Raw genomic sequence first — 25,054 nt, 5'->3', positions numbered from 1 at the left:
AGTTTAATAATGTGTAAATATAGTTGTCAAGACACCTGTTAAAACAGGAGGCGCAAATATGGAAGTCAGTGATGTAATTATAATCGGGAGCGGCATCGCAGCGCTCGCTGTTGCATTAGAAGCAAGCAGGTCAAAGAATGTGAGAATCATCACAAAGACAAAGCTTCGCGACAGCAACAGCTATCTGGCACAGGGCGGGATTGCTGCTGTCATGTCTGAGGACGATGCAACTTCAAAACATATAGAAGATACAATAATGGCCGGGAGAAATACAAATTCTCTTCAGGCGGTAAAAAAACTGGCGGAACATGCTCCTGAAGCCATGCAGGCATTAATTTCTGCCGGAATGGATTTTGATAGAAACTCTGAAGGTCAATTGATTCTTGGCATGGAAGGTGCCCACAGTGAACGAAGAATTCTCCATAGCCATGGAGATGAAACAGGTAAACACTTGATTGAACATTATCTGAAAAAAGTAAAAGAAACGTCCATTGAAATATTGGAGGATACATGTGCTATCCAATTGATTCTTGCTGAAGACGGAGCCTGCATGGGCGTCAAAACGAGGGATCATGAGGGGAACATCATGAAGCATTACGGTTCGCATATTGTCATCGCATCAGGCGGCTGCGGTTCGCTGTTCCGGTTTACCTCCAATTCACCTGGAGTGGCGGGTGACGGGCTGGCGCTTGCTTTTTTGGCAGGAGCCAGGATCCGGGATATGGAATTCATCCAATTTCATCCGACGCTCCTCTCTATTGATGGAGTCACAAAAGGGCTTGTCTCAGAAGCGGTGAGAGGCGAAGGGGCCGTTCTTGTAGATGAGGCGGGAAAAAGGATCATGGAGGATGTCCACGCTCTCAGAGATCTCGCACCCCGCCATATTGTCGCACAGACGATCTATTCCTATCTTGCCCTCGGAAAAAAAGTGTATCTGGATATCTCTATGATCAGCGGGTTCCGCGACCGGTTTCCAACGGTGGCAGCACTTTGCCTGGAACATGGCATTTCCGTTGAGAAAGGCAAAATTCCAGTTGCTCCGGGAAATCATTTTTTAATGGGCGGCATTGAAACAGACCATCTTGGCAGGACATCTGTTAAACATTTATATGCGGCAGGAGAAGCGGCCTGTAATGGCGTTCACGGTGCAAACAGGCTTGCCAGCAATTCCCTCCTTGAAGGGATTATTTTTGGCACAGAGCTTGGAAGGCATCTTGGTGATATAACAGCAGAAAGATGCGGCAGCAGAGAAAAATCTGAGAAGTTCTATAAAGCAGGAAATCTGCCGAAGCTTTCTCTTCTTAAGAAAAAACTGATGCAGCATGCCGGGATTGTCCGCAATGAACACGGGCTTTTGGAACTCAAAAGCTGGATTGAATCCTATGACATGCCTGGGGTGCTTGATATTAGCAGGGAAATGCTGAATCAAGAGGAGCTTGCCAGTGTGAATGGGCTGATTGTGTCATGGCTCATTTGTGAGTCGGCACTTTTGAGAACAGAAAGCAGGGGAGGACATTTCAGAAGTGACTATCCTCTTGAAAATGACGGCGTCTGGCTAACGAACTTTATTTCATTTACGAAAAATGAACTGCTGGATTCTTTGAAAGGAGCGTGTTCGTATGAACAAATTAAAGCTTAAAAACATGCTGGAACAGTTTTTCATTGAAGACATTGGCGACAGGGATGTGACGAGTGATTCGTTATTTAAAAGCGAGATTGGCACATTGACCTTCATTGCCAAAGAAGCGGGTGTTTTTGCAGGCGAAGAAGTAATCAGGACCGGATTTTCCCTGCTTGATGATTCATCAGAAGCTGAGCTGTTTATCAAAGACGGTGATTCTTTTGAAAAGGGCACAGAGCTTGTGCATATTAAAGGAAATGCTGCGGCCCTGCTGAAGGCGGAGCGCGTGGTGCTGAACCTTGTCCAAAGGATGTGCAGCATTGCTTCAGAATCAAGAAAAGCGGCGGATATTGTGGCGGGAACCATCACCAAAGTCTGTGATACAAGAAAAACCACCCCGGGACTCAGGATGCTTGAAAAATACGCCGTGCGCTGCGGAGGCGCTTCCAATCATAGATATGGCCTATACGATACGGTCATGATCAAGGACAATCACATCTCGTTTGCTGGATCGATTGCAAGAGCAGTAGAGCTGGCGAAAGCAGAAATCGGCCACACGGTCAAAATTGAGGTTGAAACTGAATCAGCAGAGCAGGTGCAAGAAGCAGTACAGGCGGGTGCGGACATTATCATGTTCGACAACCGCTCCCCCGAAGAAATCAGGGAACTGGTTTCACTTGTGCCAGACCATATCATTACGGAAGCTTCAGGCGGCATCACCCTTGATACATTAGTTCATTACAGAGATACGGGCGTCGGCTATATTTCCCTCGGCTGCCTGACACATAGTGTACGGGCGCTTGATATTAGTGCCAAAGTGAAGATTCCCTCATTGCAGGTACAATAGGAGGCTACTATGAACATATTAGAACTTGCCCAAAAACAAAGCACAATGATGCCTGATAAGTATAAGACAATGAGCAGAGAAGCCATGGAAACCCGGGTCAGGGAGATTAAAGAGCTGCTCGGTACCTCACTTTATATCCCCGGCCACCATTACCAGAGAGAAGAAGTGATCATGTTTTCGGATGATACCGGTGATTCCCTTCAGCTGGCCCAGCTTTCTGCGCAGAACAAAGATGCGGACTATATCGTGTTCTGCGGCGTTCATTTTATGGCTGAGACGGCAGATATCCTGACAAATGAAAATCAGGTGGTATTGCTTCCTGATATGAGGGCAGGCTGCTCCATGGCGGATATGGCAGATATCAGCCAGACAGAACGTGCCTGGGCAAAGCTTCAGGATATATACGGTGATACCATCATTCCTCTGACATATGTAAATTCAACAGCGAGCATTAAGGCGTTTGTCGGCAGACATGGAGGAGCGACCGTTACTTCATCCAACGCAAAAGAAATGGTGACATGGGCGTTATCTCAGAAAGAGCGGATATTATTTTTGCCTGATCAGCATCTTGGCAGGAATACAGCGTTTGATCTGGGGATTCCGCTTGATGCCATGAATGTCTGGGATCCGGTAAAAGATGTGCTTGAGGATGAAGGGAAGTCCGATATCAAGGTGCTGCTCTGGAAAGGGCATTGCTCTGTCCATGAAAATTTTACTGTCTCAAACATTGATGCATTGCGCGCCACGCAGCCTGACATGAATATCATTGTGCATCCTGAATGCAGAAGGGAAGTGGTTGAAGCCGCTGATTATAATGGATCTACCTCCTATATCATCAAAATGATTGAAAATGCGCCGCCCGGCAGTAAATGGGCAATCGGAACAGAAATGAATCTGGTCAAAAGGCTGATGAATCATCATCAGGATAAAGAGATTATTTCGCTGAATCCTAATATGTGCCCATGCCTTACCATGAACAGAATTGATCTGCCTCATTTGCTGTGGTCACTCGAATCGATTTTGGATAAAAATCCGGTTAATGTGATAAGCGTGGATAAGCAGATTGCGGATGATGCAGTATTAGCACTAAATAGAATGCTTGAAAGAGCATAAGAACTCACGGGTATAGAAACTTTTTATATAGAAATCAATGTTCGATGATCCATGGACCTTGCTTACCTTTTTCATGCTGTTATGATACTCTCAACATAACAGCAATTAGGGGGCAGCATAATTTGGATACAGCACTCTTACACGAAGCAGAGGCCTTCATTAAAAGCAGTTATGAAGAGCTGGGTAAATCAGAAGAAGAAATACAAAGCCGCATTACAGAAATTAGAGCGGCTATTGAAGAAGATGGTTTTTATGAGCATACCTATGAGGAGCTTGAATACGGAGCGCGGCTTGCGTGGAGAAACAGCAACCGCTGTATTGGAAGGCTGTTTTGGGAAAGCCTGAACGTATTTGATCAAAGGGAGCTTACTGCAGCCGGTGACATAAACGATGCCTTGCAAAAGCATATAGAATTTGCGACGAACGGCGGTGCAATCCGTCCTTCAATTTCGATCTTTAAGCCTGCAAAAGAAGGAGAAAACGGAGTCCGCATTCACAATCACCAGCTGATCCGTTATGCAGGATATGAAACAGAACAAGGGATTCTTGGAGATCCTGCTTCCATCCCGTTCACAAAACAGTGCCTTGAGCTTGGATGGAAGGGCGGGAATACGCACTTTGATGTGCTTCCCCTCGTCATTAGTGCGGGGGGCCGTTCTCCTGAGTTATTTGAAATACCCCGAAGCCTTGTAAAAGAGGTGGATGTAACACATCCGGAATATCCATGGTTTGAGGATCTGGGGCTGAAATGGTATGGAGTTCCGATTATTTCCGATATGCGACTGGAAATAGGCGGCATTTCGTACCCTGCCGCTCCTTTTAACGGCTGGTATATGGGTACGGAAATAGGGGCAAGGAATCTGGCTGATGAGGAAAGGTATAATATGCTCCCTCGAGTGGCAGCTTTAATGGGGCTTGAAACAAACCGGAATAGTACCCTTTGGAAAGACCGGTCCCTGGTTGAATTGAATGCAGCTGTTTTGCATTCTTATAAAAAGGCAGGGGTCTCAATTGTCGACCATCATACAGCGGCCAATCAGTTCAAGCTTTTTGAAGAAAGAGAAAAGGCAAAAGAAAGGGAAGTGACGGGAGACTGGACATGGCTCATTCCGCCCATTTCTCCAGCAGCCACCCACATTTTCCATCAGTCATATAAAAATGAAATCAAAACACCGAATTATTTTTATCAAAGCAAACCTGATTTATAACAAAAGGCCTGGAGCACTCCTGAACGGATGCTGCGGGCTTTTTTTATGGATGCCTATAAAAGCGGAATCAGGAAGAAATATTTTTTACGCGCGAAACTCCCTGACAGCATCATAAAAAAGGTTCCTTTCGCATAAGTTTTGAGGAAAATGATAGCAATTTGCCTAATGCTTCATAGTATATATGGACATATGCACAGGAGGGATTGTCAGCGTGAAAATTCATATAGTCCAAAAGGGCGATACACTTTGGAAGCTCTCAAAGAAGTACGGTGTCAGTTTTGAAGAGCTCAAGCAAGTAAATTCCCAGCTCAGCAACCCGGATATGATGATGCCGGGCATGAAAATTAAAATACCGGGATCTGCCGGAGTGAAAAAAGAAGCACCGGCACATTCAGGGCACGGGACGGTGAAGGAGGCTCCTAAGCCCCATCAGCAGCCGGTCCAGCAGTATAAACCGCCGGTAAAGGAAGCGCCGATAGCAAAGCCTAAGGAAATGAAGGTTCCCCCGAAGCCGATGGCGCCAGCTCCAAAAGAAATGCCAATCGTGAAAGAAAAACCAATCATTAAGGAAAAACCGATTATAAAAGAAGTTCCTGTTCCGCAGCCGGTTATGCCGGAAATCGACATAAATAATTATTATATGGTCAATATGGCCAACATGAGTGTGCAAAAGCCGCCTGCACCCAAAAAGATCAAGCCGGTTAAAATAGAAAGTCCGGAAGTATTGCCGCCAAAGCCTGTGGAAATGCCGGTAATGGAGCAGCCAGAATGTGTACCTGTGACGCCGATCATGCCTGGAAGCGGCTTTTGCCCGCCGATGGGTTTTGAGCCATGGTCATATGGCTTGCCAATACAGCCGATACAGCCAATACAGCCCATGCAGCAGGTGCAGGGAGCGACAATGAATCCATATTATGAAGAAAGCTCGTCCTCACATATGCACGAACATCATCATGCAATGAATATGCCGCCATATCCTCAAGGCGGGCTGTACCAGCCATACCAGCACTATCAGCAGGAGCATGGGCATCACCATCATGGATACGAGTCCTCCTCTGACATCATGCCTAACTACCAGCAGCCTTTTTACGGCGGAACACAGCCTGGCTACGGCAGCCCGATGGTCCAGGGAGCGAACGCCCAATTTGCGCCACATGGCATGCATCATCATTTTGAGTCTTCATCCGAGTCTTCAAGTGATATGATGCATCACCATCACGGCAGCAATCAGCACTTCGGACCGCCGATGCCGAAGTATTATCAAGAGCCGAAATATAAACCGCAGAGCGGCTGTGGCTGCGGACCTGGAGAATCTTCTGATGGATACGGCTCGTCTATGGGGCATTATCCGCAATATGCTAATCCGGGACATGACGGAAACCCGGGTCCAGGAGGATATCCGCCGATTGGCGAATATATGCAGCATGGAGGCGGACAGGAACATTCCGGTATGCCAGGACATGGAATGGAACCATATGGCCAGCACGGAGGTCCGCAAATGGGAGGCCAGCCGGGCATGTATGGAGGCCCGCAAATGGGAGGTCAGCCGGGAATGCATGGAGGCCCGCAAATGGGAGGTCAGCCGGGCATGCATGGAGGCGCTCAAATGGGACCTCAGCCAGGAATGCACGGTGGCCCGCAAATGGGAGGCCAGCCGGGAATGCATGGAGGCGCTCAAATGGGAGGTCAGCCGGGAATGCATGGAGGCCCGCAAATGGGAGGTCAGCCGGGAATGCATGGAGGCCCGCAAATGGGAGGTCAGCAGGGAATGCATGGGGGTCCGCAAATGGGAGGCCAGCCGGGAATGCATGGAGGTCCGCAAATGGGAGGTCAGCCGGGAATGCATGGAGGCCCGCAAATGGGACCTCAGCCGGGCATGTACGGAGGCCCGCAAATGGGAGGTCAGCCGGGCATGTATGGAGGCGCTCAAATGGGACCTCAGCCAGGAATGTACGGCGTTCAGCAGATGGGTGACGGAAGGCCGTTTGGCAACCCGGCATTTGACGGGATGCAGGCTCCATTCAGCCAGCCGCAATTTGGAGGAGAAGGAATCCCTTTTCAGCCTTTAGGTCAGGATCATCCATACGCTGGGCCTTTCTTTGATGGAAACAGCCCAATGCCAGCATATGGCATGCCGGTTTATGCAGATGAAAGCGATGAGTTTTAACTATGGGGGAGACAGTGTATTTTACACTCGTCTCCTGTCTTATTTAAAAGAAAATGGGATTCTCCTTAAATCGCTGAACCATGTAAGAAGCCATGTGTTCATCCTGCAATGCCATAATACAGAGCCGATGATTTTAAAACGTTTTGATTCTGCGGGAGATTGGGAAAACCAAAAGCTGATCACCGCACTGCTGAAAGAAAGAGGTTTTTACAAAACATATGATATATACGACATTCCCCCGTTTTACTATGAATACGGGGTATTTGGATGTATTCAGTACTTAAAGCCCGCGAGCAGGCCGTTTCACTTTTCAAACAGCAGAGACCGGAGTGAGGGACTCAGGCTGCTGGACGAATTCCATGCTTTTTCCTCGCAGCTTCCAAGGGAATTTTCAGCGCGCATCCACCGTTTTCGGCAAATCGATAAATGGCAGGAACGTCTGCAGGCTTTCAGGCAAAATTTCCAGACCGTTTCCCGGTATGTGTCTGAAAGCATCTTGAAGAGCTGGCTCAGCTGGGGTGAATGGGCACTCAAGGGGATGAGAGACCATCAATATGATCTTGAGTCTGATGAAAATATCATCATCCACGGAGATTGTGCACACCATAATTTTTTGCGCAGTAAGGAAGGAGAGCTGTTTTTAATTGACTTTGACTTAATTTCATCCGCTCCAGCCATGATGGATGTTCTGCAGTATTGCAATCGTATTTTAAGCTATCTGGAAAATCCTGCAGAAGAATTATGGTTGTATCCTGAAATAAACAGGTACAGAAACAATACAGCCTTTTTATATGCACTTACCTATCCTGCAGATGTGTTCAGAGAATGGAACAGGCTGATTCGCGAAAATCAGCTCGGAAACGGGGCACAGCTGCATCATATCTGGAAGCTGACCGTTGAAGAATATCCAAAAAGAATGAAAATGAATGCCGGTATCTCGAAAAAAATCCTGGAATGCAGCGGAGCTTAAATCTGGTGTGAAGTGTCAGTATAAAGCAGCCCCCCGTCATGAATCCTATTAGGGAGATACGTTTTATCTCACTTTGCGAAGGGGGTTTTGCCGTTGAGAAAACGTTGGACGATGCCGCTTTGTATGATGCTTGCTGCAGGATTAGCCGGCTGTTCTGCTGGAAATGTAGCTGAGAACGGCCAGAAAAATACGGATGCCGTCAAATCCCAAAAGAACATGACAGCAAAAGATAACCTGGCGAGGAACATCAGTGACCGTGCACCCTTGTTTGGATCTTCAGGCAATAAGGGAAACGGATTGGGGAATCTGGGAAACCCTGCTGTGCCGCTTGGCTATAACAGCGGAAACTTAGACCAGGAAAATGATTTCAGCACAAGAGACAGAAACTATCATAATCATGAAGGAATTCCGCAAAGAACAAGGAGCTCGTATTATACAGCCTATGAAGGTGCGCTTGTTGACAGCATCGTAAAAAAAGCCAACTCCGTTCACGGTGTAAAAGATTCACGGGCAATTATTACACGTGACCGGATACTGGTCACCCTGCTCGTTAAAAATAATCAGTCTCCTTCTGATGTTAAAAAAGAAGTGAGAAACAAGATAAATAAGCTTTCAGGAAAAAGGGAGCTGACTGTTGTAAGTGATCAGGGCCTTTACTACAGGGTGATTTCACTTGATAATGACCTTCGCGACGGCGGCCCGAGAGATATGGTCCTTTTGGACGCGCAGGATTTGTTCGACAACCTGGATCTTCATAAAAACCACGTTCAATAAGACCGAGCCCGGCATCCTGATGAGATGCCGGGCTTTTGCTTTAGCGAATTGGTAAAATACTTTTTTTAGCCGGATAAAATTTCTTATTTTGGCCAAACTAGGGCTAAAAGGTATTCCATTTTCTAAAGAAGAGGTGATTGGAGATGAAGAGCCGTTTACTGTTACTGTTCGTGATGATTATTGGACTTTCGGCCTCCGGTGCGCTGGCAGCTGGCGCGGAAAAGCCATCTCATTCTGAAAAGGAAGCAACTCAATTCATAAAGGAGCCGCTTGAAAGGAAAGTCATTCTCAAGAGGCACTATTTAGACGGAGAAGTGAGCGAAGAGATTGTAAATGAAACCATTTTGTCCATGGAGGATTTTTGGGCCAAGTACGAAGACTGGCAGCTCGTGGATCAAAATTCAGACGAAATGGTATTCAAAAAGCAGGAAAATGACATTTCACCTTTGATGAAGGTTAATGGGTTTTTTGGCATATCAGAGGATGGGACACTTTCCATATTCAATGGCAGGCCCGATAATCACCCGAATATCATCCATTCTTTTTTCCAAATTGATTTAGGCCGTCTTGACTCTTATCATCAAAAAGAACTGCTAAAGGGCATTCCTATTTTGAATAAAAATCATTATGAAGAAGTAATAGAAGCGTATAAGCCTTATTCCGTCCTGAAATCTAAAAAATAGGGCTGTGATGGTGCGGATAATTTCCAGTTTATTGGAAAATAAGTCCGAATCAGCGGTGATTCGAGCGAAATCATAAGTGATTCGAGCCAAATCACCTAGCATTCGAGCGAAATCCCAGCTGATTCGAGCCAATTGCCGCAGCAGCGAATAAGTCCTTCATATTAAAGAAGAGAAAGCAAAGCGGACATGAAGGTGTTCCGCTTTTTCGTGTTTGTTTCCCAATCTTTTCTCAACTTTCAAGGTGTGGTATGGTACAATGAGAGGTACAGCAAAATCAGGGAGCGAAGCGATTTGTATGATTATATTAAAGGAACAATAGATTATATCGGGCCTGAATACATTGTGGTGGAAAACGGGGGAATCGGATATCAGGTGATGACGCCGAATCCTTTTATTTTTTCGTCAAAGCTGCATAATCAGGTCCAGATTTTCATATATCACCATGTGCGCGAGGATATTTTTGCGCTATATGGTTTTGAAGCAAGAGAAGAAAAGGCTTTGTTCACAAAGCTTCTGAATGTAACGGGAATCGGGCCTAAGGGTGCACTTGCAATCCTTGCGTCCGGGCAGGTGGATCAGGTGGTCCAGGCGATTGAAAATGAAGATGAAACCTTCCTTGTCAAGTTTCCGGGTGTAGGCAAGAAAACAGCACGCCAGATGATTCTTGATTTAAAAGGGAAGCTAGAAAACATCGTGCCGGATTATTTCCCTAGCCTCTTCAATGATAAGCTTGCAGAAGGGGCGCGGGCTGCCGGATACCTTGAAGACCTGGAAGAAGCGGTACTTGCCCTGAAGGCGCTCGGCTATTCTGAAAAAGAAGTCCAGAAGGTTGCAAAGGTACTAGGCAAGGAAGAATTAACGACTGAACAATATATTAAAAAAGCGCTGCAATTGATGTTAAAATAAGGGGTGGAGATATGGAGGAGAGAGTTTTCAGCCAGGAAGCCGACCTAAGCGAACAATCCTTTGAACAAAGCCTTAGACCGCAAACACTCAGACAATATATTGGCCAGGAAAAAGTGAAGGCTAACCTCAGCGTCTTTATCGAGGCCGCGAAAATGAGGGAAGAAACGCTTGACCATGTGCTTTTATATGGACCGCCGGGACTTGGGAAAACGACCCTTGCCGTCATCATTGCCAATGAAATGGGCGTGAATGTCCGCACCACCTCAGGGCCTGCAATTGAAAGGCCGGGAGATCTCGCCGCCATTCTAAGCGCACTTGAACCGGGGGATGTGCTGTTTATCGATGAAATCCACAGGCTTCCAAGGGCGGTTGAAGAGGTGCTGTATCCGGCGATGGAGGATTTCTGCCTGGATATCGTCATTGGCAAAGGACCGGCTGCGCGTTCTGTCCGCATTGACCTGCCGCCATTTACGCTCGTTGGGGCGACAACAAGAGCCGGTTCTCTTTCGGCACCGCTAAGGGACCGTTTCGGCGTCATGAGCCGGCTTGAGTATTATACAGAGCCGCAGCTGAAGGAAATCGTTGTCCGTACCGCAGAAATCATGGATACGGATATAGATGTCCGCGCTGCCGGTGAAATAGCAAGAAGGTCAAGGGGCACGCCGAGGATTGCAAACCGTCTCCTCCGGCGGGTAAGGGATTTTGCCCAGGTCAGGGGAAATGGCACGATTACAGAGGAGCTAGCGGATTATGCTCTGGAATTGATGCAGGTTGACCGTTTAGGACTTGATCATATTGACCATAAATTACTTAAAGGGATTATTGAAAAATTCCGCGGCGGCCCAGTCGGCCTTGAAACCATTGCGGCCACGATCGGCGAGGAGTCGCATACTATTGAAGATGTGTATGAGCCGTATCTGCTGCAGATCGGATTCATTCAGCGCACTCCAAGGGGAAGGCTGATTACAGACCTTGCCTGCCGCCATTTTAATATGGAGCTTCCTTCTCCGTAAAAGGGAAACAGGCTTTTTAGCAAATGCCTGAGAATAAAAACTGCAAACAGGAAGAAGAGGAACAGCATGAAAGTAGATATGTTTGATTTTCATTTGCCTGAGAACTTAATTGCACAGGTTCCGTTGGAAAATAGGGCAGAAAGCCGGCTGATGGTTCTCGATAAACAAACAGGCAGCATCAATCATGAAGTATTTAAAAATATTACAAGCTATCTTAAACCGGGTGACTGCCTTGTTTTGAACGATACAAAAGTGCTTCCGGCCAGGCTTTTTGGCAGCAAGGATGATACAGGGGGCAAAATCGAGGTGCTTCTGCTGAAGCAGGAAAACGGCGATTCCTGGGAAACTCTTGTTAAACCGGCAAAAAGAATTAAAGTAGGCTCAAAGATCATTTTCGGAGACGGAAAGCTGACAGCTGTCTGCACAGGCGTACTCGATCATGGCGGACGGATTCTTGATTTCCAATATGACGGGATTTTTTATGAAATACTTGAGGACCTTGGCCAAATGCCGCTTCCTCCTTATATCAAGGAACAGCTCGATGACCAGGACCGCTATCAGACTGTGTATGCAAGAGAGCGCGGATCAGCGGCAGCACCGACTGCTGGGCTGCACTTCACAGAGCGTTTGCTTGAAGAGATTAAGGAAATGGGTGTACATATCGCGTTTATTACGCTTCACGTCGGCCTTGGCACATTCAGGCCTGTAAGTGTGGATGATATTGATGCACACGAAATGCATTCGGAATTTTACCAAATGACCGAAGGCACATCAAGGCTTTTGAATGAAGTGAAGGCACAGGGCGGCAGAATTATTACCGTCGGAACGACATCAACAAGAACGCTTGAAACCATTGCTTCGAAAAACGATGGTGTCTTTAAAGAAGACAGCGGCTGGACAAGTATCTTTATTTTCCCGGGATATGAATTCAAGGGTATTGACGGAATGATCACGAATTTCCATTTGCCGAAATCAACGCTGATCATGCTTGTCAGCGCACTGGCAGGACGTGAGCATGTATTGAATGCTTATGAAACGGCCGTGCGCGAAGAATACCGCTTTTTCAGCTTTGGCGATGCTATGCTGATTAAGTAATTGCCTGTCTTTAAATCCGAGTTAGCCTTTCTTTACGGTTTGGCTGTTTTTCACGAAAGGAGTTATTGCGTTGACTGCAATACGTTATGAATTTATAAAAAAAGATAAACAAACAGGTGCCAGGCTTGGGAGGGTCCATACTCCACATGGCTCTTTTGATACACCGGCCTTTATGCCTGTAGGAACACTTGCCACTGTTAAAACAATGGCACCTGAGGATTTAAAGCAGATGGGCGCAGGTATGATCCTCAGCAATACGTATCACCTGTGGCTAAGACCCGGCCATGAAATCATCAAGGAAGCGGGCGGACTGCACAAGTTTATGAACTGGGACCGTGCCATCCTTACTGATTCCGGGGGATTCCAGGTCTTTTCCCTGAGTGAATTCCGCAAAATTGAAGAAGAAGGCGTACATTTCAGAAACCATCTGAATGGAGACAAGCTCTTTTTGTCACCTGAGAAGGCAATGGAGATCCAGAATGCGCTTGGCTCGGATATTATGATGGCGTTTGATGAGTGCCCGCCGTTCCCGGCAACTGAGGAATATATGAAAAAATCAGTTGAGCGTACATCACGCTGGGCAGAGCGCTGCCTTGAAGCGCATGCGCGCCCTTCTGACCAGGGGCTGTTCGGAATCGTGCAGGGCGGAGAATTCGAAAACCTGAGAAGGCAAAGTGCGAAGGATCTGACTTCTCTTGATTTCCCTGGATATGCTGTCGGCGGTTTATCTGTCGGTGAACCGAAAGATGTGATGAACCGTGTGCTTGAATTTACGACACCGCTTCTTCCTGAGAACAAGCCGCGCTACCTGATGGGAGTAGGCTCTCCGGATTCGCTGATTGATGGTGCGATCAGAGGGATTGATATGTTCGACTGTGTGCTTCCTACAAGGATTGCACGAAACGGGACACTGATGACCTCGAATGGGCGCCTTGTCATCAAAAATGCCAAATATGCACGTGATTTTGGCCCGATTGATGAAAACTGCAGCTGCCATGTTTGCCAAAACTACAGCCGCGCGTATATCCGCCACTTAATTCGTTGTGAAGAAACATTCGGAATTCGACTTACGACTTATCATAATCTGCATTTTCTGTTAAACTTAATGGAACAGGTCAGACAAGCCATCCGCGAGGACCGTCTTGGTGACTTCAGAGAAGAATTTTTTGAACGTTACGGATTCAACAAACCGAACGCTAAAAACTTTTAACTCATAATGATAATTGAAAGGAGAGATACATGATGGGTGGAGGCATAGGCACAATTCTTCCTTTGATTTTAATGTTTGTTGTGTTTTACTTCTTATTGATCCGTCCGCAGCAAAAGCGCCAGAAGAACGTTTCTAACATGCAAAGCAGCCTGAAAAAGGGCGACAGAATCGTAACGATCGGCGGATTGCACGGAAGCATCGACTCTATTGACGAAACTAAAATCGTCGTTCTTTGCGGAGATGGAAGCAGACTTACATACGATCGCTCAGCTATCCGTGAAGTAACGGAGAGCGCTCCGGAAAAAAAGGAACTGGTATAACATAAAAAAGACGGTATCTTTTGAAAAGATGCCGTCTTTTTTTATGCTTTTTTAAGAGTTGTCTGTAGATTTCCGCTACAGACGCTTCCTTTCCGGGGGGCGTTCGCCGAGTCTCCTCGTCGCTTGGCTCCTGCGGGGTCTCGCCTGTAACGCTAATCCCCCAGGAGTCAAGCGTCTTTCGCTCCGATCAACCTCATTTAATTTTAAAAAACAACAATCTTTAAGAAAAGAAGCCTTTTTTTGTTCAGAGCCCTGTAGATTCTGCGCTCCTGACGCTGGGGCGTTTGCTAAGCCTGCGTTCTCCGTTCTTAATGCAAGGGGTAATTTCCATAAAAATGGATAATTGGTCCAAATCAGCCTTGATTAGAGCGAAATCAGCCCTGATTAGAGCCAAATCGGGTTTGATTAGAGCGAAATACCCCTGCATTCGAGCCAATTGATGATTTTCCGAAAAAATCACTTTGAATTGGAGCTTAAGTTGACCCCGAGCACGCCGCCCATCATGGCCGTTAAAATAAAGCAGCCCTGATAAATCCATTCTTTCAGTGAAAAGAGGGAGTCGTGTCCAAGATATTTAAAGAGGATAATGATAATAAGATAAAGAAGCCCAGTTCCTCCCCCGAGCATCCAGCCTTGCTTTTTGCCCCTTCCGCCAGATATGAATCCTCCGATAAAAAGGGAAATAAACGAAGCAGCCATAATGATATACGTGAGTGAGGTCTCGGTCACGCTTGTAAATCGGAGCAGAATCGAGAAGATAAAGCTCGAAATAATTGCGAGGACGAAGATGACACCCGCACCGTATAAAATTGCTGAACCCATCTTTTTTGTTTCGATGATTTTCCTCTCCCTTCAAGCCTCTATTCTGAGCACCACGCTATATGTGTCTTTGTACAAGCATATTCATGGGGTCATTTTTTTAGAACAAATGGAATGGTAAGTTTAAACACGCATTATTCCTGAAAAACCAGCCATTCTAATCATATCGATGCCAAAACGAGATGAGGTTTTTCAAAGTGGTAGAATATGCAGGAGTGGTAATAAGGACCCTTGTTTTATATTTTGTGATGATGGTTATTTTCAGGCTGATGGGAAAGCGGGAAATCGGTGAATTAGGCATCATGGATTTAGTGGTGTTTATCATGATCGGAGAAATGGCTGTCCTTTCTATTGAGAACCCGGATATGCCGATAGTAAAATCCATTTTGCCTATGGTTCTTTTGATGATTATTCAAATTACCCTTGCTTTACTTTCTCTGAAAAGCCAAAAGTTCAGGGAGGTGCTCGACGGGAAGCCTTCGATCATTATCAGCCAGGGTAAAATAGACGAACATGTGATGAGGAAGCAGCGCTATAATTTCGATGATCTGCTTTCACAGCTTCGTGAAAAAAATATCCTCAATATCGGGGATGTGGAGTATGCGATATTGGAGCCGTCCGGCCAGCTTTCTGTGATCGAAAAGAAACAGGAGAAAAAGCAGGAAAAGGTTTCGCCGTTTCCATTGATCGTAGACGGGGTGATACAGGAAAAAAGCCTATCCAGGCTGCATAAGGATGAAAAGTGGCTTCTGCAGCAGCTGAACAGGCAAGGCTATCATTCCATCGAACAGGTTTCATTTTGTACCTGTATTGATGGAAAACTGTATATTGACAGTCAGTGAAAGGCTAATTTAGAGAGCAGGTTTCCGACAACAGGTATCCGCTTCAATTCCTTCTTTTTGATTCCGCCTGTCAAAAGCAATAAAAAAGTATAGGCGATGGTGATGACAGCGAGAGATAGAAGCAGACGCGGCACTAGGGGTTCTCCATAAAGCAGCGTGCTGTATGTATAATCACCGCACCAGCCAGCGGCAAAGGCTATTGCAAGCGGCGCGGCATAATCCCGGAATTTCAGTGTGAAGGGAATGATTTTAATAATGGTCGTAAAGTGCAGGAAAGTGACCAAAATCGTTCCGACAGCAATCCCTATTGCGGCTCCCATGATTCCGAAACTCTCTTTTGAAGCGAGCAGCCAGATGATGGCAATCTTGACAATCGCTCCTGCAAGACTGTTGAACATGGCTGACTTTGCCAGATTCATTGCTTGTAGCATGGACTGCAGAGGCATTTGATAATAAAACAAAATGAAAAAAGGAGCCAGGAATTTTATGAAGACAGCGGCATTGGATGATCCGTACATCACCTGCAGAATCGGCTCTGCCAGAACAAACATCGAGACAACAGCAAGGCAACCGGTGACGAAGGTAATTCTTAATGTCTGCTGAAGCCTGCGCTCGACAAGCAAAACATCTCCTCTGGAATTTGCCTCGCTTACGGCAGGAACGAGCGAGGTTGCAAGTGATGTGGTCACGAACGATGGCAGCATCAAAAGCGGAAGTGCATATCCGGTCAGCTCACCATACTGCCTTGTTGCCATGGAGGCAGAGACACCAGCAAGTGCCAAGCTTTGTGCCACTACAATCGGTTCGAAAAACCATGCCAGAGATCCGATGAACCGGCTGCCTGTTGAGGGAAGGGCGATGCTCATCAATTCCTGGAATGTCCCTTTTCCTGATTTCACCATACCGAAAAAATTCTTTCTGACCTTAAAATGCTTCTTTAATTTAAATGCAGTCATCAAATACACCAGCGATACCAATTCCCCGATAATAGAGGCAAACATTGCGCCTGCAGCTGCAAATTCAATTCCATAAGGAAGAAACGCCTTTGTTAAAACGGCAATAAAGGTAATCCGGGCAATCTGTTCAATCACCTGTGAAAAGGCGAATGGCTTCATATTCTGCTTTCCCTGGAAATATCCCCTGATAACAGACGATACCGCAATAATAGGCACAATCGGTGCTATGGCCATTAATGGCCAGACCGTGCGCGAATCAGTGAAAAGCGTATCGGAGAGCTTTGGCGCTAAGATAAGCATGGCTGGAGTGAAAATCATCGAAAGTGAAAAGGTGCACGTAATGGCCACTATCAGGATTTTCTTGATTTTCTTTTCATCGCCCTTGGCATCCGCCTCTGCCACAAACTTCGATATAGCAACAGGCAGGCCAAGCTGGGTGATATTCACGACAAGAAACAGAGTCGGAAGTGCCATCATATATAAGCCAACGCCTTCTTCACCAATAAACCGGGCGATGACAATTCTATTGATAAAACCCAATACCCGAGTGATTAAACTGGCTAAAAGCAGAATCAGCGTCCCTTTTAAAAATTTTGACATCTTATCCAATCCCTGCCTTCTCAAAAAAGCTGATATCATATACAATTATCTATATGCATGAAGCTGGACAAAGCATGACAAGCTGACTTAAAAAACTTGCTTTTCACCCTAAAATGAAAGAGGGTATGGCCGTGGAAGGAGAGCATCCGTATCAGGTTTATTACGGGCAGATGCTGCCAGCGCTGAAGAATAAAAAAGAGGAACTGCAATTGCTGGGATTCGATTCAGTGAAGGAAGAAGATATCTGGCAATGCCTGATCAAGAAAAAATGGAAAAAGCCAATTGAAGACATTCACATTTATGAAATTATGGATGACATCCTGTCCCTCGCCCCAGGCACCTTCATGACCTTCACAACCATAGAAGCCTACAAAGGTCCAAGCCTCCTCGACGGAAATTCCCTGGAAGAGCTTGCTGAGCTGTTCAGGGACTAGAGCTGGACGCCACAAAGGAGCTAAGCAGAAATCGCAGCAGCCCATGTTCCAACTTTATATACATTGCTTTTCGGCATGGCTCCAATGGGTCATAAGCTACGCAGGAATTGAAGGCAAAGAGCGCCTTCTATTCTTACGCGCCTTATGCAGGTCGGAGGCCCCCAGGATGGGGGTCACAAAGACGTTACCGCAGGACGCGGTGTTCTTAGTCTTTGATCCTCTGCACGCCTCCGCTTTTTATGTAATCTAGCTGCAGCGCCTAGCTCGCTGTGCAAAAGATGTTTTGTCCTCAGAAGGCAAAGAGCGCCTTCCAAGGCCAAAACCCTATTTGCTTCACGAGCTGAACAAGGCGCTTCCGCTTTATAGATAATCTTAAATTGACAGGCTTTTGAAATTGAATCATAATGAGTATGTTGCGGGCGTTTTTTGGCAAAAAAAGAGAATTTGTGGTACAAGCCTTGTTTTTACGGGCTATTAGGATAGATATTTTGTTTTTTATGATACGCTTTTAAGTTTGGTCAGGCAGGTCCTAATCAGAACATCATGGTGTTTAGTGGTGATTTACCCATCATTAAATACCGGAAGAATAAGGCGTATAAAGAAAGGGGCCTACTACATAATGGTAAAAAGAAGCAGACTCGTTGCGTTTTTCCTGATTGCGATCTTGATTTTCACAGGGATGGGCACAACAACAAAGGGATTGCTCGACAAAGTCAAGCTTGGGCTTGACCTTCAGGGCGGTTTTGAGGTGCTTTATCAGGTTAAGACGCTTGACGGAAAGAAACCGGATGAAAAGCAGCTGGTGAGTGCCGCTACAGCACTCAGAAAGCGTGTGGACGTTCTCGGAGTCAGCGAGCCAAGCATCCAGATTGAAGGAAATGACAGAATCCGCGTTCAATTGGCGGGCGTGAAGGACCAGAATAATGCACGTAAAATTCTGTCCACAACCGCAAAACTTTCATTCCGTGATTACAACGATAAAGAAATGATGACAGGCGCTGATATTAAAAGCGCGAAGCAATCGTTTCAGGATAACGATCCTGTCGTAGAAGTAACGCTTAAGGATCCAAACAAATTCAAACAGGTCACACAAAAAATTTCCTCCATGCCAGTACCGACGAATATCCTGGCAATCTGGATGGATTTTAAAGAAGGAAAAGATTCAATCAAGAAAAAAGAAACCCAGGATAACATGATTTCCGATCCTCGGGTAAGCCAGGTTTTCAACCAGAATACGGTTTTGATCACTGGCCAGTTTTCACTGAAAGAAGCAAAAGATCTTGCTGACTTATTGAATGCAGGTGCATTGCCTGTAGACCTTAAGGAAACGTACTCCACATCTGTTGGAGCACAGTTCGGACAGCAGGCCCTGCATGAAACGGTCTTTGCGGGAATTATCGGCATAGCTGCCATCTTCCTGTTCATGCTTGTGTACTACCGTCTGCCAGGACTTATTGCTGTTGTTACGCTTGCGATTTACATCTTCCTTACCCTTGTGGTGTTCGACTGGATGAATGCTGTGCTGACGCTCCCGGGCATCGCCGCATTGATACTCGGGGTCGGTATTGCAGTTGATACTAATATCATCACCTACGAGCGGATCAAGGACGAACTAAGGATCGGCCGGACAATCAAATCCGCCTTTGCCGAAGGAAACAAGCACTCGCTTACGACCATTATTGATGCAAACTTAACAACCATCCTTGCAGCAGCTGTATTATTTTTCTACGGTACTAGCTCTGTAAAAGGATTTGCGACTACATTGATGATTTCCATTCTTATGAGCTTCATCACGGCTGTTTATGGAACAAGATGGTTCCTTGGCATGTGGGTGAACAGCGGAGTGGTGAATAAACGTCCAGGATGGTTCGGTGTCCGCAAGAAGGACATTCACAGCCTGAATGAAAAAATTGACACAATGTCAATGCCGACACACTTTGATAAACTTGATTTCGTAAAGTTCCGCAAAGTGTTTTACGGAATTTCCATTGGTGTAACGATCATCGGGATTATCTTCCTGTTCGTGTTCAAGCTGAACCTTGGAATTGATTTCAGCAGCGGATCCCGCGTGGAGTTCACTGCTAAAAATCCTGTGACAAGTGAAAATATTCAAAGTGAATTCGATAAAATGAATATCAAAACAGAGGATATTGTTTCTGCAGGCAAAAACAATAAAACCTGGATCGTCCGGATTAAAGGGGTTCTGGATAAATCAGAAATCTCCAGTCTGAAGGATCACATGAAACAAGTCTACGGCGATGAGCCGAATGTAAGCACAGTTTCGCCTACAATCGGCAAGGAACTGGCGAAAAATGCCATTAAAGCCGTTATCATCGCTTCAATTGGAATCATCATTTATGTAACCATCCGATTTGAGTGGAGAATGGCTGTACCGGCTGTTGTGGCCTTGATACATGATGCATTCTTCATCATCACGCTGTTCAGTGTATTCAGGATTGAAGTGGACATTACGTTCATTGCTGCCGTGCTGACGATTATCGGATATTCCATCAATGATACAATCGTTACCTTTGACCGGATCCGAGAGAATTTAAGAATGAAAAAAAGGATCAAAACTCCAGAAGAGCTGAAGGATATTGTGAATATCAGTATCCGCCAAACACTGACACGTTCAATCAATACAGTGTTGATGGTGGTTATCACAGTTATTGCGCTTCTCATCTTCGGCAGTGAAGCAATCAGCCACTTCTCGCTAGCGTTATTGATTGGCCTGATTTGTGGCGTATATTCTTCCCTTTTCATCGCCTCCCAGTTCTGGGTCGATCTTAAGATCAAGGAATTGAAGAAAAAAGGCACACTGAAAACAGTACCTGAAAAAAGACAAAGCACTGAAGGCACCGTTTAATAACGAAATCAGAGGAAAGGCCAGCACACATTGGATGTGCCGGCCTTTCTTTTTTTGTTTATGGATGAGTACTGAATGGGTAGCTATATTACATATCATCTGTCAGGGAGGGTGAATGTGATGAAGGTTCAATGGATGTTTTTGCTGTCACTTGTTTTTGCTATTATCATAGCGATATTTGCTGTTATCAATGTAGATTCTGTAACCGTGAATTATCTGTTCGGCAAAGCAAATTCGCCCCTCATTTTAGTAATATTAGGTTCTGTCCTGATGGGCGGGTTTATCGTCGGCATGATCAGCATGGTGAAGATTTTTACCCTTCGCAGAAAAATCAGGGCGCTTGAAAAAGAGGCAAACGCGTATCCTGTGAAAGACGAAATGATAGAAGGCAAAGCCTCACTAAATGAATAATGTATTTGAAACCCCTCGCCGCCTTTTGTATAATTAGTAGGCTGAGGGGTGAATTTATGTTAAAGCCAAGAACACGCTGGAACGTACAAAGCGCTGATTCCCATATAGTTGAAACATTAGCAGGACAGCTTCATTTAACACCTTTGGCCGCGACTCTGTTAGCCAATCGCGGACTTAAGACAGTTGAAGAAGCACAGTCCTTTTTATTTACAAATAAAGATTCCTTTCATGATCCGTTTTTAATGAAAGATATGAATATTGCAGCAGACAGAATTAAAAAAGCTATTTCAAATAATGAGAAGATCAGGATTTTCGGAGATTATGACGCAGATGGCGTAAGCTCAACGACTGTCATGATGACTGTCCTTAACCGTCTTGATGCCAATGCTGATTTTTATATTCCGAACCGCTTCACAGAAGGCTATGGCCCGAACGAAATGGCCTTCCGCCTTGCTGCGGATGAAGGCGTAAAATTAATGATCACGGTAGATACAGGGATTTCTGCGGTAGCGGAAGCAAGGATTGCAAAAGAGCTTGGCATGGATTATATCATCACTGATCACCATGAGCCGGGACCTGTGCTTCCTGAGGCCCTTGCGATTATTCATCCGAAGATTGATGGAAATCCTTATCCGTTCAAGGATCTGGCTGGTGTAGGTGTGGCGTTTAAGCTTGCACATGCGCTTCTTGGAGAGCTTCCTGAAGATTTACTGGAGATAGCAGCCATCGGTACGATTGCCGACCTGGTGCCTTTATTTGGGGAAAACAGGCTAATTGCAGCGCGCGGAATAGCCAAGCTTCGGGAAACAAAACGGCCTGGCCTTGTTTCTTTGATCAAGAAGTCCGGTACAAAGCAGCAGGAGCTGAATGAAGAATCCATCGGTTTTGGCATGGCGCCGCGCATTAATGCGGCGGGCCGGCTTGGAGATGCAGACCCTGCTGTGGATTTGCTTATGGCAGAAGATGCTGAGACAGCTGACAGCATTGCCGATGAAATAGATGCGATGAATAAAGAGAGGCAAGCAATTGTTCAGACGACTTCGGAAGAAGCAATTCGGCAGGTGGAAGAGCTGTATCCGCCGGGGGATAATGGTGTCCTGATTGTAGGCCAGGAAGGATGGAATTCCGGGATTGTGGGAATTGTAGCTTCAAAGCTTGTTGAACGCTTTTACCGTCCTGCCATTGTGCTGAGCTTTGACAGGGAAAAGGGTCTTGCCAAGGGATCGGCGCGCAGCATTATGGGATTTGATTTATTTAAAAATCTCTCTGAATGCCGCGATTTGCTTCCACACTTTGGCGGACATCCGATGGCAGCTGGCATGACGCTGAAAATTGAGGATGTAGCAGAGCTAAGGAGCCGCTTAAATGCGCTTGCCAAAGAACAGCTGACTGAAGAGGACTTTATGCCAGTCACCTTACTTGACGGCATTGCTTCCATAGAAGACATCAGCATCCAGACGATTGAAGAAATGAACCTGCTTGCTCCATTTGGAATGGGCAATCCCAAACCGAAAATCCTGATTGAGAAATCAGAGATAGCAGGCATCCGCAAAATCGGCGCAAATCAAAACCATCTAAAGCTGCAGCTTAAGAAAAATGAAACGGCACTTGATGGAGTCGGCTTTAATCTTGGACACAAGTTCGACCATTTATCACCGCTTGCTAAGGTATCTGTCATTGGGGAGCTTTCTGTGAATGAATGGAACAATGTCCGCAAGCCGCAGATTTTCCTGGCAGATCTTGCCGTGGAACAATGGCAGCTTTTTGATTACAGAGGCTTGAACGGAGCAGAAAAATGGCTTAGCGCAATTCCGGCCGAATCAAGAAAGACCGTCGTTTTTTCTGAAGATACGTTAACACATTATCCGTTTTTGCAGGAAATCGATGATTTGGTGCATATTAAAGAAGATCATGAAGCAGAACAGCTGATGCTTGAGGGAAGTTACCTGGTGTTAATGGACATGCCGCCGCGGCGCAGCCTGATTGAAAAGCTGATATCCGGCAAAACGCCTGAACGGATTTATGCACATTTTTACCACCAGCAGGAAAATTTCTTAAGCACCATGCCGACCCGTGATCATTTTAAATGGTTTTATGCATATATATCAAAAAGAGGCCCGCTTGATATTAAAAGGTATGGAGATGACATCGCCAAATACCGCGGATGGTCTCGGGATACAATTGATTTTATCTCAAAGGTGTTTTTTGAGCTGGATTTTGTTACAATAGAGAATGGGTTAATTATGCTTGCGCAAAATGCGAGCAAACGCGATTTGAGTGAATCAGAATCTTTTAAAGGAAAGAAAGAGCAATTTGAGCTTGAAAAAGAGCTTGTTTATTCTTCTTATCAGCAATTATTCGATTGGTTCAGTCAATTAGCTCATGAGGCATCAGACCTTGAGGAGGAAACAAAGCAATGGATTTAAAGCAATTTGTAACAATCGTGCCTGACTGGCCGAAACCGGGAATCAAGTTTAAAGACATCACTCCATTGATGAATGATGGAGATGCATATAGATATGCAACAGACCAGATTGTTGATTATGCCCGGGATAAAAGCATTGACGTCATCGTTGGACCAGAAGCCCGCGGATTCATTATCGGATGTCCGGTCGCTTACTCTCTTGGAATAGGTTTTGCACCTGTAAGAAAAGAAGGCAAGCTTCCCCGCGAAACAGTGAAAGTGGATTATGGCTTAGAATACGGCAAAGACGTATTGACCATCCATAAAGACGCCATCAAGCCAGGACAGCGCGTATTGATTACAGATGATTTGCTCGCTACAGGCGGAACAATCGAAGCAACAATCAAGCTAGTTGAAGAACTTGGCGGCGTAGTTGCAGGAATCGCATTCCTTATCGAGCTTTCGTACCTGGATGGAAAAGAAAAATTAAATGGCTACGATGTTTTCACATTGATGACCTACTAAGCAGTAAGAAGAAGCACTTCCATTTGGGAGTGCTTTTTCTGTTTTTTTAGAGTTCTGCTGCTAACAGCGGGAGGATTTTGATCTCCAGCAGATTAAGCAGCCTGGTAAAGCCAGCCATGCTCTGAAATTGTATCTTGTTATAAAAAGGAATCTAGTTTCTTACGGAATTCCAGATCAAGGCGAGTCTTTTTCAGAAAAACCCAGTGGAATAGGATGCTTGTGAAAGTCTGTTTTGTTCTTAGAAATATTTCGCTCGAATCAAGGCGGATTTGGCTCTAATGGAAGGGTATTTCGCTCGAATGGAGAGGTAATTGGCTCTAATCAGGGGCTAATTGAACTTATTTTCCATTTTTATGGAAAATACACGGTTGGAAACCCTGTATTTATAGCCAAATATCGAGGGGGTGCTCCTCAGATCACGAGTGTTTTTCCAAAAGAGCGTATCAAATGTTTGTTTTGTGATGAAAATGAATCTAATTTCTTACAGAATTCCAGATTATGCGAGTCCTTTTCAGAAAAACCCAGTGGAATAGGAAGCTTGCTGAAATATGTTTTTGTTCTCAGTGATATTCGCTTGAATCCTGGCCGATTCGTATTTCGCTCGAATCAAGGTGAATTTGGCTCTAATGGAGCGGTATTTCGCTCGAATCAAAAGGCAAATGGCTCTAATCAGGGGCTAATTGAACTTATTTTCCATTTTTATGGAAGATATACGGTTGAAAACCCTGTATTTATAGCCAAATATCGAGGGGGTGCTCCTCAGATCACGAGTGTTTTTCCAAAAGAGCGTATTAAATGTTTGTTTTATTATAAAAAAGGAGCTAGTTTCATACAGAATTCCAGATCTAGGCGAGTCTTTTTCAGAAAAACCCAGTGAAATAGGATGCTTGTGAAAGTTGTTTTGTTCTCAGCGATATTTCGCTCAAATCAAAAGCTAGTTATCTCTTTAACAGAACTAAAAGTCATTTCACTTTAACCTTAAAATTGCCTATATCGAATCATCATTCCACCTCCATTTCCTGGGCTAAAAGCAGGGTTTTGCAGCACTCCGTTATAAAAAAATTATATTTGCCAGTAAAAAATCGGCATATAATACAGAAAACCGTAGCTAAACGCTTTACATCTCTTGTTATTTTCTCGATAATAGTAATAATAATGTTTTTTCACTCTCAGGTTTTGGATAAAATGCGAAACTTCTATCCCATAGCCGGATTCGTTCATGCAGATAGCCAGTGCAAAAATTGTCAGGTTATGCGAAAAAGTCCGACAA

22 protein-coding genes are annotated in these 25,054 nt (G+C 45.3%); 20 read left to right on the top strand and 2 right to left on the bottom strand.

What is annotated here, in order from left to right; all coding sequences use genetic code 11:
* Nucleotides 1-58 precede the first annotated feature (58 nt).
* The 13 genes from nadB (at nt 59) to yajC (ending at nt 13,927) form a co-directional block, all read left to right on the top strand.
* Nucleotides 59-1,639: an L-aspartate oxidase gene (gene nadB, locus BIV59_RS03375; RefSeq protein WP_071350040.1), complete on the top strand. Its 1,581-nt coding sequence runs from the start codon at nt 59-61 to the stop codon at nt 1,637-1,639.
* Nucleotides 1,620-2,468 (top strand): carboxylating nicotinate-nucleotide diphosphorylase, encoded by an 849-nt coding sequence (nadC, locus tag BIV59_RS03370; RefSeq protein WP_071350039.1) that lies wholly within the window; start codon nt 1,620-1,622, stop codon nt 2,466-2,468. Before nadB ends, nadC begins: the two co-directional genes overlap by 20 nt.
* Before the next feature lie 9 nt (nt 2,469-2,477).
* On the top strand, nt 2,478-3,581 hold the full coding sequence (nadA, locus tag BIV59_RS03365; RefSeq protein WP_071350038.1) for a quinolinate synthase NadA: 1,104 nt from the start codon (nt 2,478-2,480) through the stop codon (nt 3,579-3,581).
* Nucleotides 3,582-3,703: 122 nt separating this feature from the next.
* A complete protein-coding gene (locus BIV59_RS03360; protein ID WP_071350037.1) occupies nt 3,704-4,789 on the top strand; it encodes a nitric oxide synthase oxygenase in 1,086 nt (361 codons plus the stop codon).
* A gap of 211 nt (nt 4,790-5,000) precedes the next feature.
* Nucleotides 5,001-6,956, top strand: a complete 1,956-nt coding sequence (safA, locus tag BIV59_RS23910; protein ID WP_071350036.1) for a SafA/ExsA family spore coat assembly protein — start codon at nt 5,001-5,003, stop codon at nt 6,954-6,956.
* Nucleotides 6,946-7,926 carry a phosphotransferase gene (locus BIV59_RS03350; protein WP_071350035.1) on the top strand — a complete coding sequence of 327 codons (981 nt, stop codon included), beginning with the start codon at nt 6,946-6,948 and terminating at the stop codon, nt 7,924-7,926. The genes safA and BIV59_RS03350 overlap by 11 nt, the downstream gene beginning before the upstream one ends.
* 93 nt (nt 7,927-8,019) lie before the next feature.
* Nucleotides 8,020-8,700: a YhcN/YlaJ family sporulation lipoprotein gene (locus tag BIV59_RS03345; protein ID WP_071350034.1), complete on the top strand. Its 681-nt coding sequence runs from the start codon at nt 8,020-8,022 to the stop codon at nt 8,698-8,700.
* Between the two features lie 143 nt (nt 8,701-8,843).
* Complete coding sequence (locus BIV59_RS03340; protein ID WP_071350033.1) at nt 8,844-9,383, top strand: intercompartmental signaling factor BofC; 540 nt, start codon at nt 8,844-8,846, stop codon at nt 9,381-9,383.
* Between the two features lie 291 nt (nt 9,384-9,674).
* Complete coding sequence (ruvA, locus tag BIV59_RS03335) at nt 9,675-10,289, top strand: Holliday junction branch migration protein RuvA (RefSeq protein ID WP_071350032.1); 615 nt, start codon at nt 9,675-9,677, stop codon at nt 10,287-10,289.
* 11 nt (nt 10,290-10,300) lie between these two features.
* Nucleotides 10,301-11,302 carry a Holliday junction branch migration DNA helicase RuvB gene (gene ruvB, locus BIV59_RS03330; protein ID WP_071350031.1) on the top strand — a complete coding sequence of 334 codons (1,002 nt, stop codon included), beginning with the start codon at nt 10,301-10,303 and terminating at the stop codon, nt 11,300-11,302.
* Nucleotides 11,303-11,368: 66 nt separating this feature from the next.
* Nucleotides 11,369-12,397, top strand: coding sequence for a tRNA preQ1(34) S-adenosylmethionine ribosyltransferase-isomerase QueA (queA, locus tag BIV59_RS03325; protein ID WP_071350030.1), 1,029 nt, complete (start codon nt 11,369-11,371; stop codon nt 12,395-12,397).
* A gap of 64 nt (nt 12,398-12,461) precedes the next feature.
* Complete coding sequence (gene tgt / locus BIV59_RS03320; protein WP_170846075.1) at nt 12,462-13,607, top strand: tRNA guanosine(34) transglycosylase Tgt; 1,146 nt, start codon at nt 12,462-12,464, stop codon at nt 13,605-13,607.
* 32 nt (nt 13,608-13,639) lie between these two features.
* Nucleotides 13,640-13,927: a preprotein translocase subunit YajC gene (gene yajC, locus BIV59_RS03315; RefSeq protein ID WP_071350028.1), complete on the top strand. Its 288-nt coding sequence runs from the start codon at nt 13,640-13,642 to the stop codon at nt 13,925-13,927.
* 456 nt (nt 13,928-14,383) lie between these two features.
* On the opposite strand, the gene BIV59_RS03305 is transcribed toward yajC, so the two are convergent.
* Nucleotides 14,384-14,749, bottom strand: a complete 366-nt coding sequence (locus BIV59_RS03305) for a TIGR04086 family membrane protein (protein ID WP_071350026.1) — start codon at nt 14,747-14,749, stop codon at nt 14,384-14,386.
* A 194-nt stretch (nt 14,750-14,943) separates the two neighbouring features.
* Between BIV59_RS03305 and BIV59_RS03300 the strand changes: the two genes are divergently transcribed.
* Entirely contained in the window at nt 14,944-15,588 is a 645-nt protein-coding gene (locus BIV59_RS03300; RefSeq protein ID WP_240501844.1) for a DUF421 domain-containing protein, read from the top strand.
* On the opposite strand, the gene spoVB is transcribed toward BIV59_RS03300, so the two are convergent.
* Nucleotides 15,582-17,144 carry a stage V sporulation protein B gene (gene spoVB / locus BIV59_RS03295; protein WP_071350102.1) on the bottom strand — a complete coding sequence of 521 codons (1,563 nt, stop codon included), beginning with the start codon at nt 17,142-17,144 and terminating at the stop codon, nt 15,582-15,584. The two genes, BIV59_RS03300 and spoVB, sit on opposite strands and share 7 nt — an antisense overlap.
* A gap of 131 nt (nt 17,145-17,275) precedes the next feature.
* On the opposite strand from spoVB, the gene BIV59_RS03290 reads away from it, so the two are divergent.
* The 6 genes from BIV59_RS03290 (at nt 17,276) to BIV59_RS03265 (ending at nt 24,661) form a co-directional block, all read left to right on the top strand.
* The gene (locus BIV59_RS03290) at nt 17,276-17,578 is read left to right on the top strand and encodes a post-transcriptional regulator (RefSeq protein WP_240501843.1); all 303 of its coding nucleotides are present in this window, start codon (nt 17,276-17,278) and stop codon (nt 17,576-17,578) included.
* A 619-nt stretch (nt 17,579-18,197) separates the two neighbouring features.
* Complete coding sequence (gene secDF / locus BIV59_RS03285) at nt 18,198-20,444, top strand: protein translocase subunit SecDF (RefSeq protein WP_071350023.1); 2,247 nt, start codon at nt 18,198-18,200, stop codon at nt 20,442-20,444.
* A 120-nt stretch (nt 20,445-20,564) separates the two neighbouring features.
* A complete protein-coding gene (locus tag BIV59_RS03280; RefSeq protein WP_071350022.1) occupies nt 20,565-20,855 on the top strand; it encodes a LapA family protein in 291 nt (96 codons plus the stop codon).
* Nucleotides 20,856-20,911: 56 nt separating this feature from the next.
* The gene (gene recJ, locus BIV59_RS03275) at nt 20,912-23,281 is read left to right on the top strand and encodes a single-stranded-DNA-specific exonuclease RecJ (RefSeq protein WP_071350021.1); all 2,370 of its coding nucleotides are present in this window, start codon (nt 20,912-20,914) and stop codon (nt 23,279-23,281) included.
* Nucleotides 23,272-23,784: an adenine phosphoribosyltransferase gene (locus BIV59_RS03270; RefSeq protein WP_071350020.1), complete on the top strand. Its 513-nt coding sequence runs from the start codon at nt 23,272-23,274 to the stop codon at nt 23,782-23,784. The genes recJ and BIV59_RS03270 overlap by 10 nt, the downstream gene beginning before the upstream one ends.
* A gap of 232 nt (nt 23,785-24,016) precedes the next feature.
* Nucleotides 24,017-24,661, top strand: coding sequence for a hypothetical protein (locus BIV59_RS03265; protein WP_071350019.1), 645 nt, complete (start codon nt 24,017-24,019; stop codon nt 24,659-24,661).
* Nucleotides 24,662-25,054: the final 393 nt, after the last annotated feature.

The organism is Bacillus sp. MUM 13 (genome assembly GCF_001866725.1).
Classification (GTDB): domain Bacteria; phylum Bacillota; class Bacilli; order Bacillales; family DSM-1321; genus Peribacillus.
This window is presented reverse-complemented; position numbering and strand designations above follow the sequence as displayed.

Coding starts and splice junctions, on each gene's coding strand:
- BIV59_RS03270 (WP_071350020.1), top strand. CDS start 23,272: ATGGATTTAAAGCAATTTGTAACAATCGTGCCTGACTGGCCGAAACCG.
- recJ (WP_071350021.1), top strand. CDS start 20,912: ATGTTAAAGCCAAGAACACGCTGGAACGTACAAAGCGCTGATTCCCAT.
- queA (WP_071350030.1), top strand. CDS start 11,369: ATGAAAGTAGATATGTTTGATTTTCATTTGCCTGAGAACTTAATTGCA.
- secDF (WP_071350023.1), top strand. CDS start 18,198: ATGGTAAAAAGAAGCAGACTCGTTGCGTTTTTCCTGATTGCGATCTTG.
- yajC (WP_071350028.1), top strand. CDS start 13,640: ATGGGTGGAGGCATAGGCACAATTCTTCCTTTGATTTTAATGTTTGTT.
- nadB (WP_071350040.1), top strand. CDS start 59: ATGGAAGTCAGTGATGTAATTATAATCGGGAGCGGCATCGCAGCGCTC.
- BIV59_RS03280 (WP_071350022.1), top strand. CDS start 20,565: ATGAAGGTTCAATGGATGTTTTTGCTGTCACTTGTTTTTGCTATTATC.
- BIV59_RS03340 (WP_071350033.1), top strand. CDS start 8,844: ATGAAGAGCCGTTTACTGTTACTGTTCGTGATGATTATTGGACTTTCG.
- BIV59_RS03305 (WP_071350026.1), bottom strand. CDS start 14,749: ATGGGTTCAGCAATTTTATACGGTGCGGGTGTCATCTTCGTCCTCGCA.
- nadC (WP_071350039.1), top strand. CDS start 1,620: ATGAACAAATTAAAGCTTAAAAACATGCTGGAACAGTTTTTCATTGAA.
- spoVB (WP_071350102.1), bottom strand. CDS start 17,144: ATGTCAAAATTTTTAAAAGGGACGCTGATTCTGCTTTTAGCCAGTTTA.
- ruvB (WP_071350031.1), top strand. CDS start 10,301: ATGGAGGAGAGAGTTTTCAGCCAGGAAGCCGACCTAAGCGAACAATCC.
- nadA (WP_071350038.1), top strand. CDS start 2,478: ATGAACATATTAGAACTTGCCCAAAAACAAAGCACAATGATGCCTGAT.
- BIV59_RS03350 (WP_071350035.1), top strand. CDS start 6,946: ATGAGTTTTAACTATGGGGGAGACAGTGTATTTTACACTCGTCTCCTG.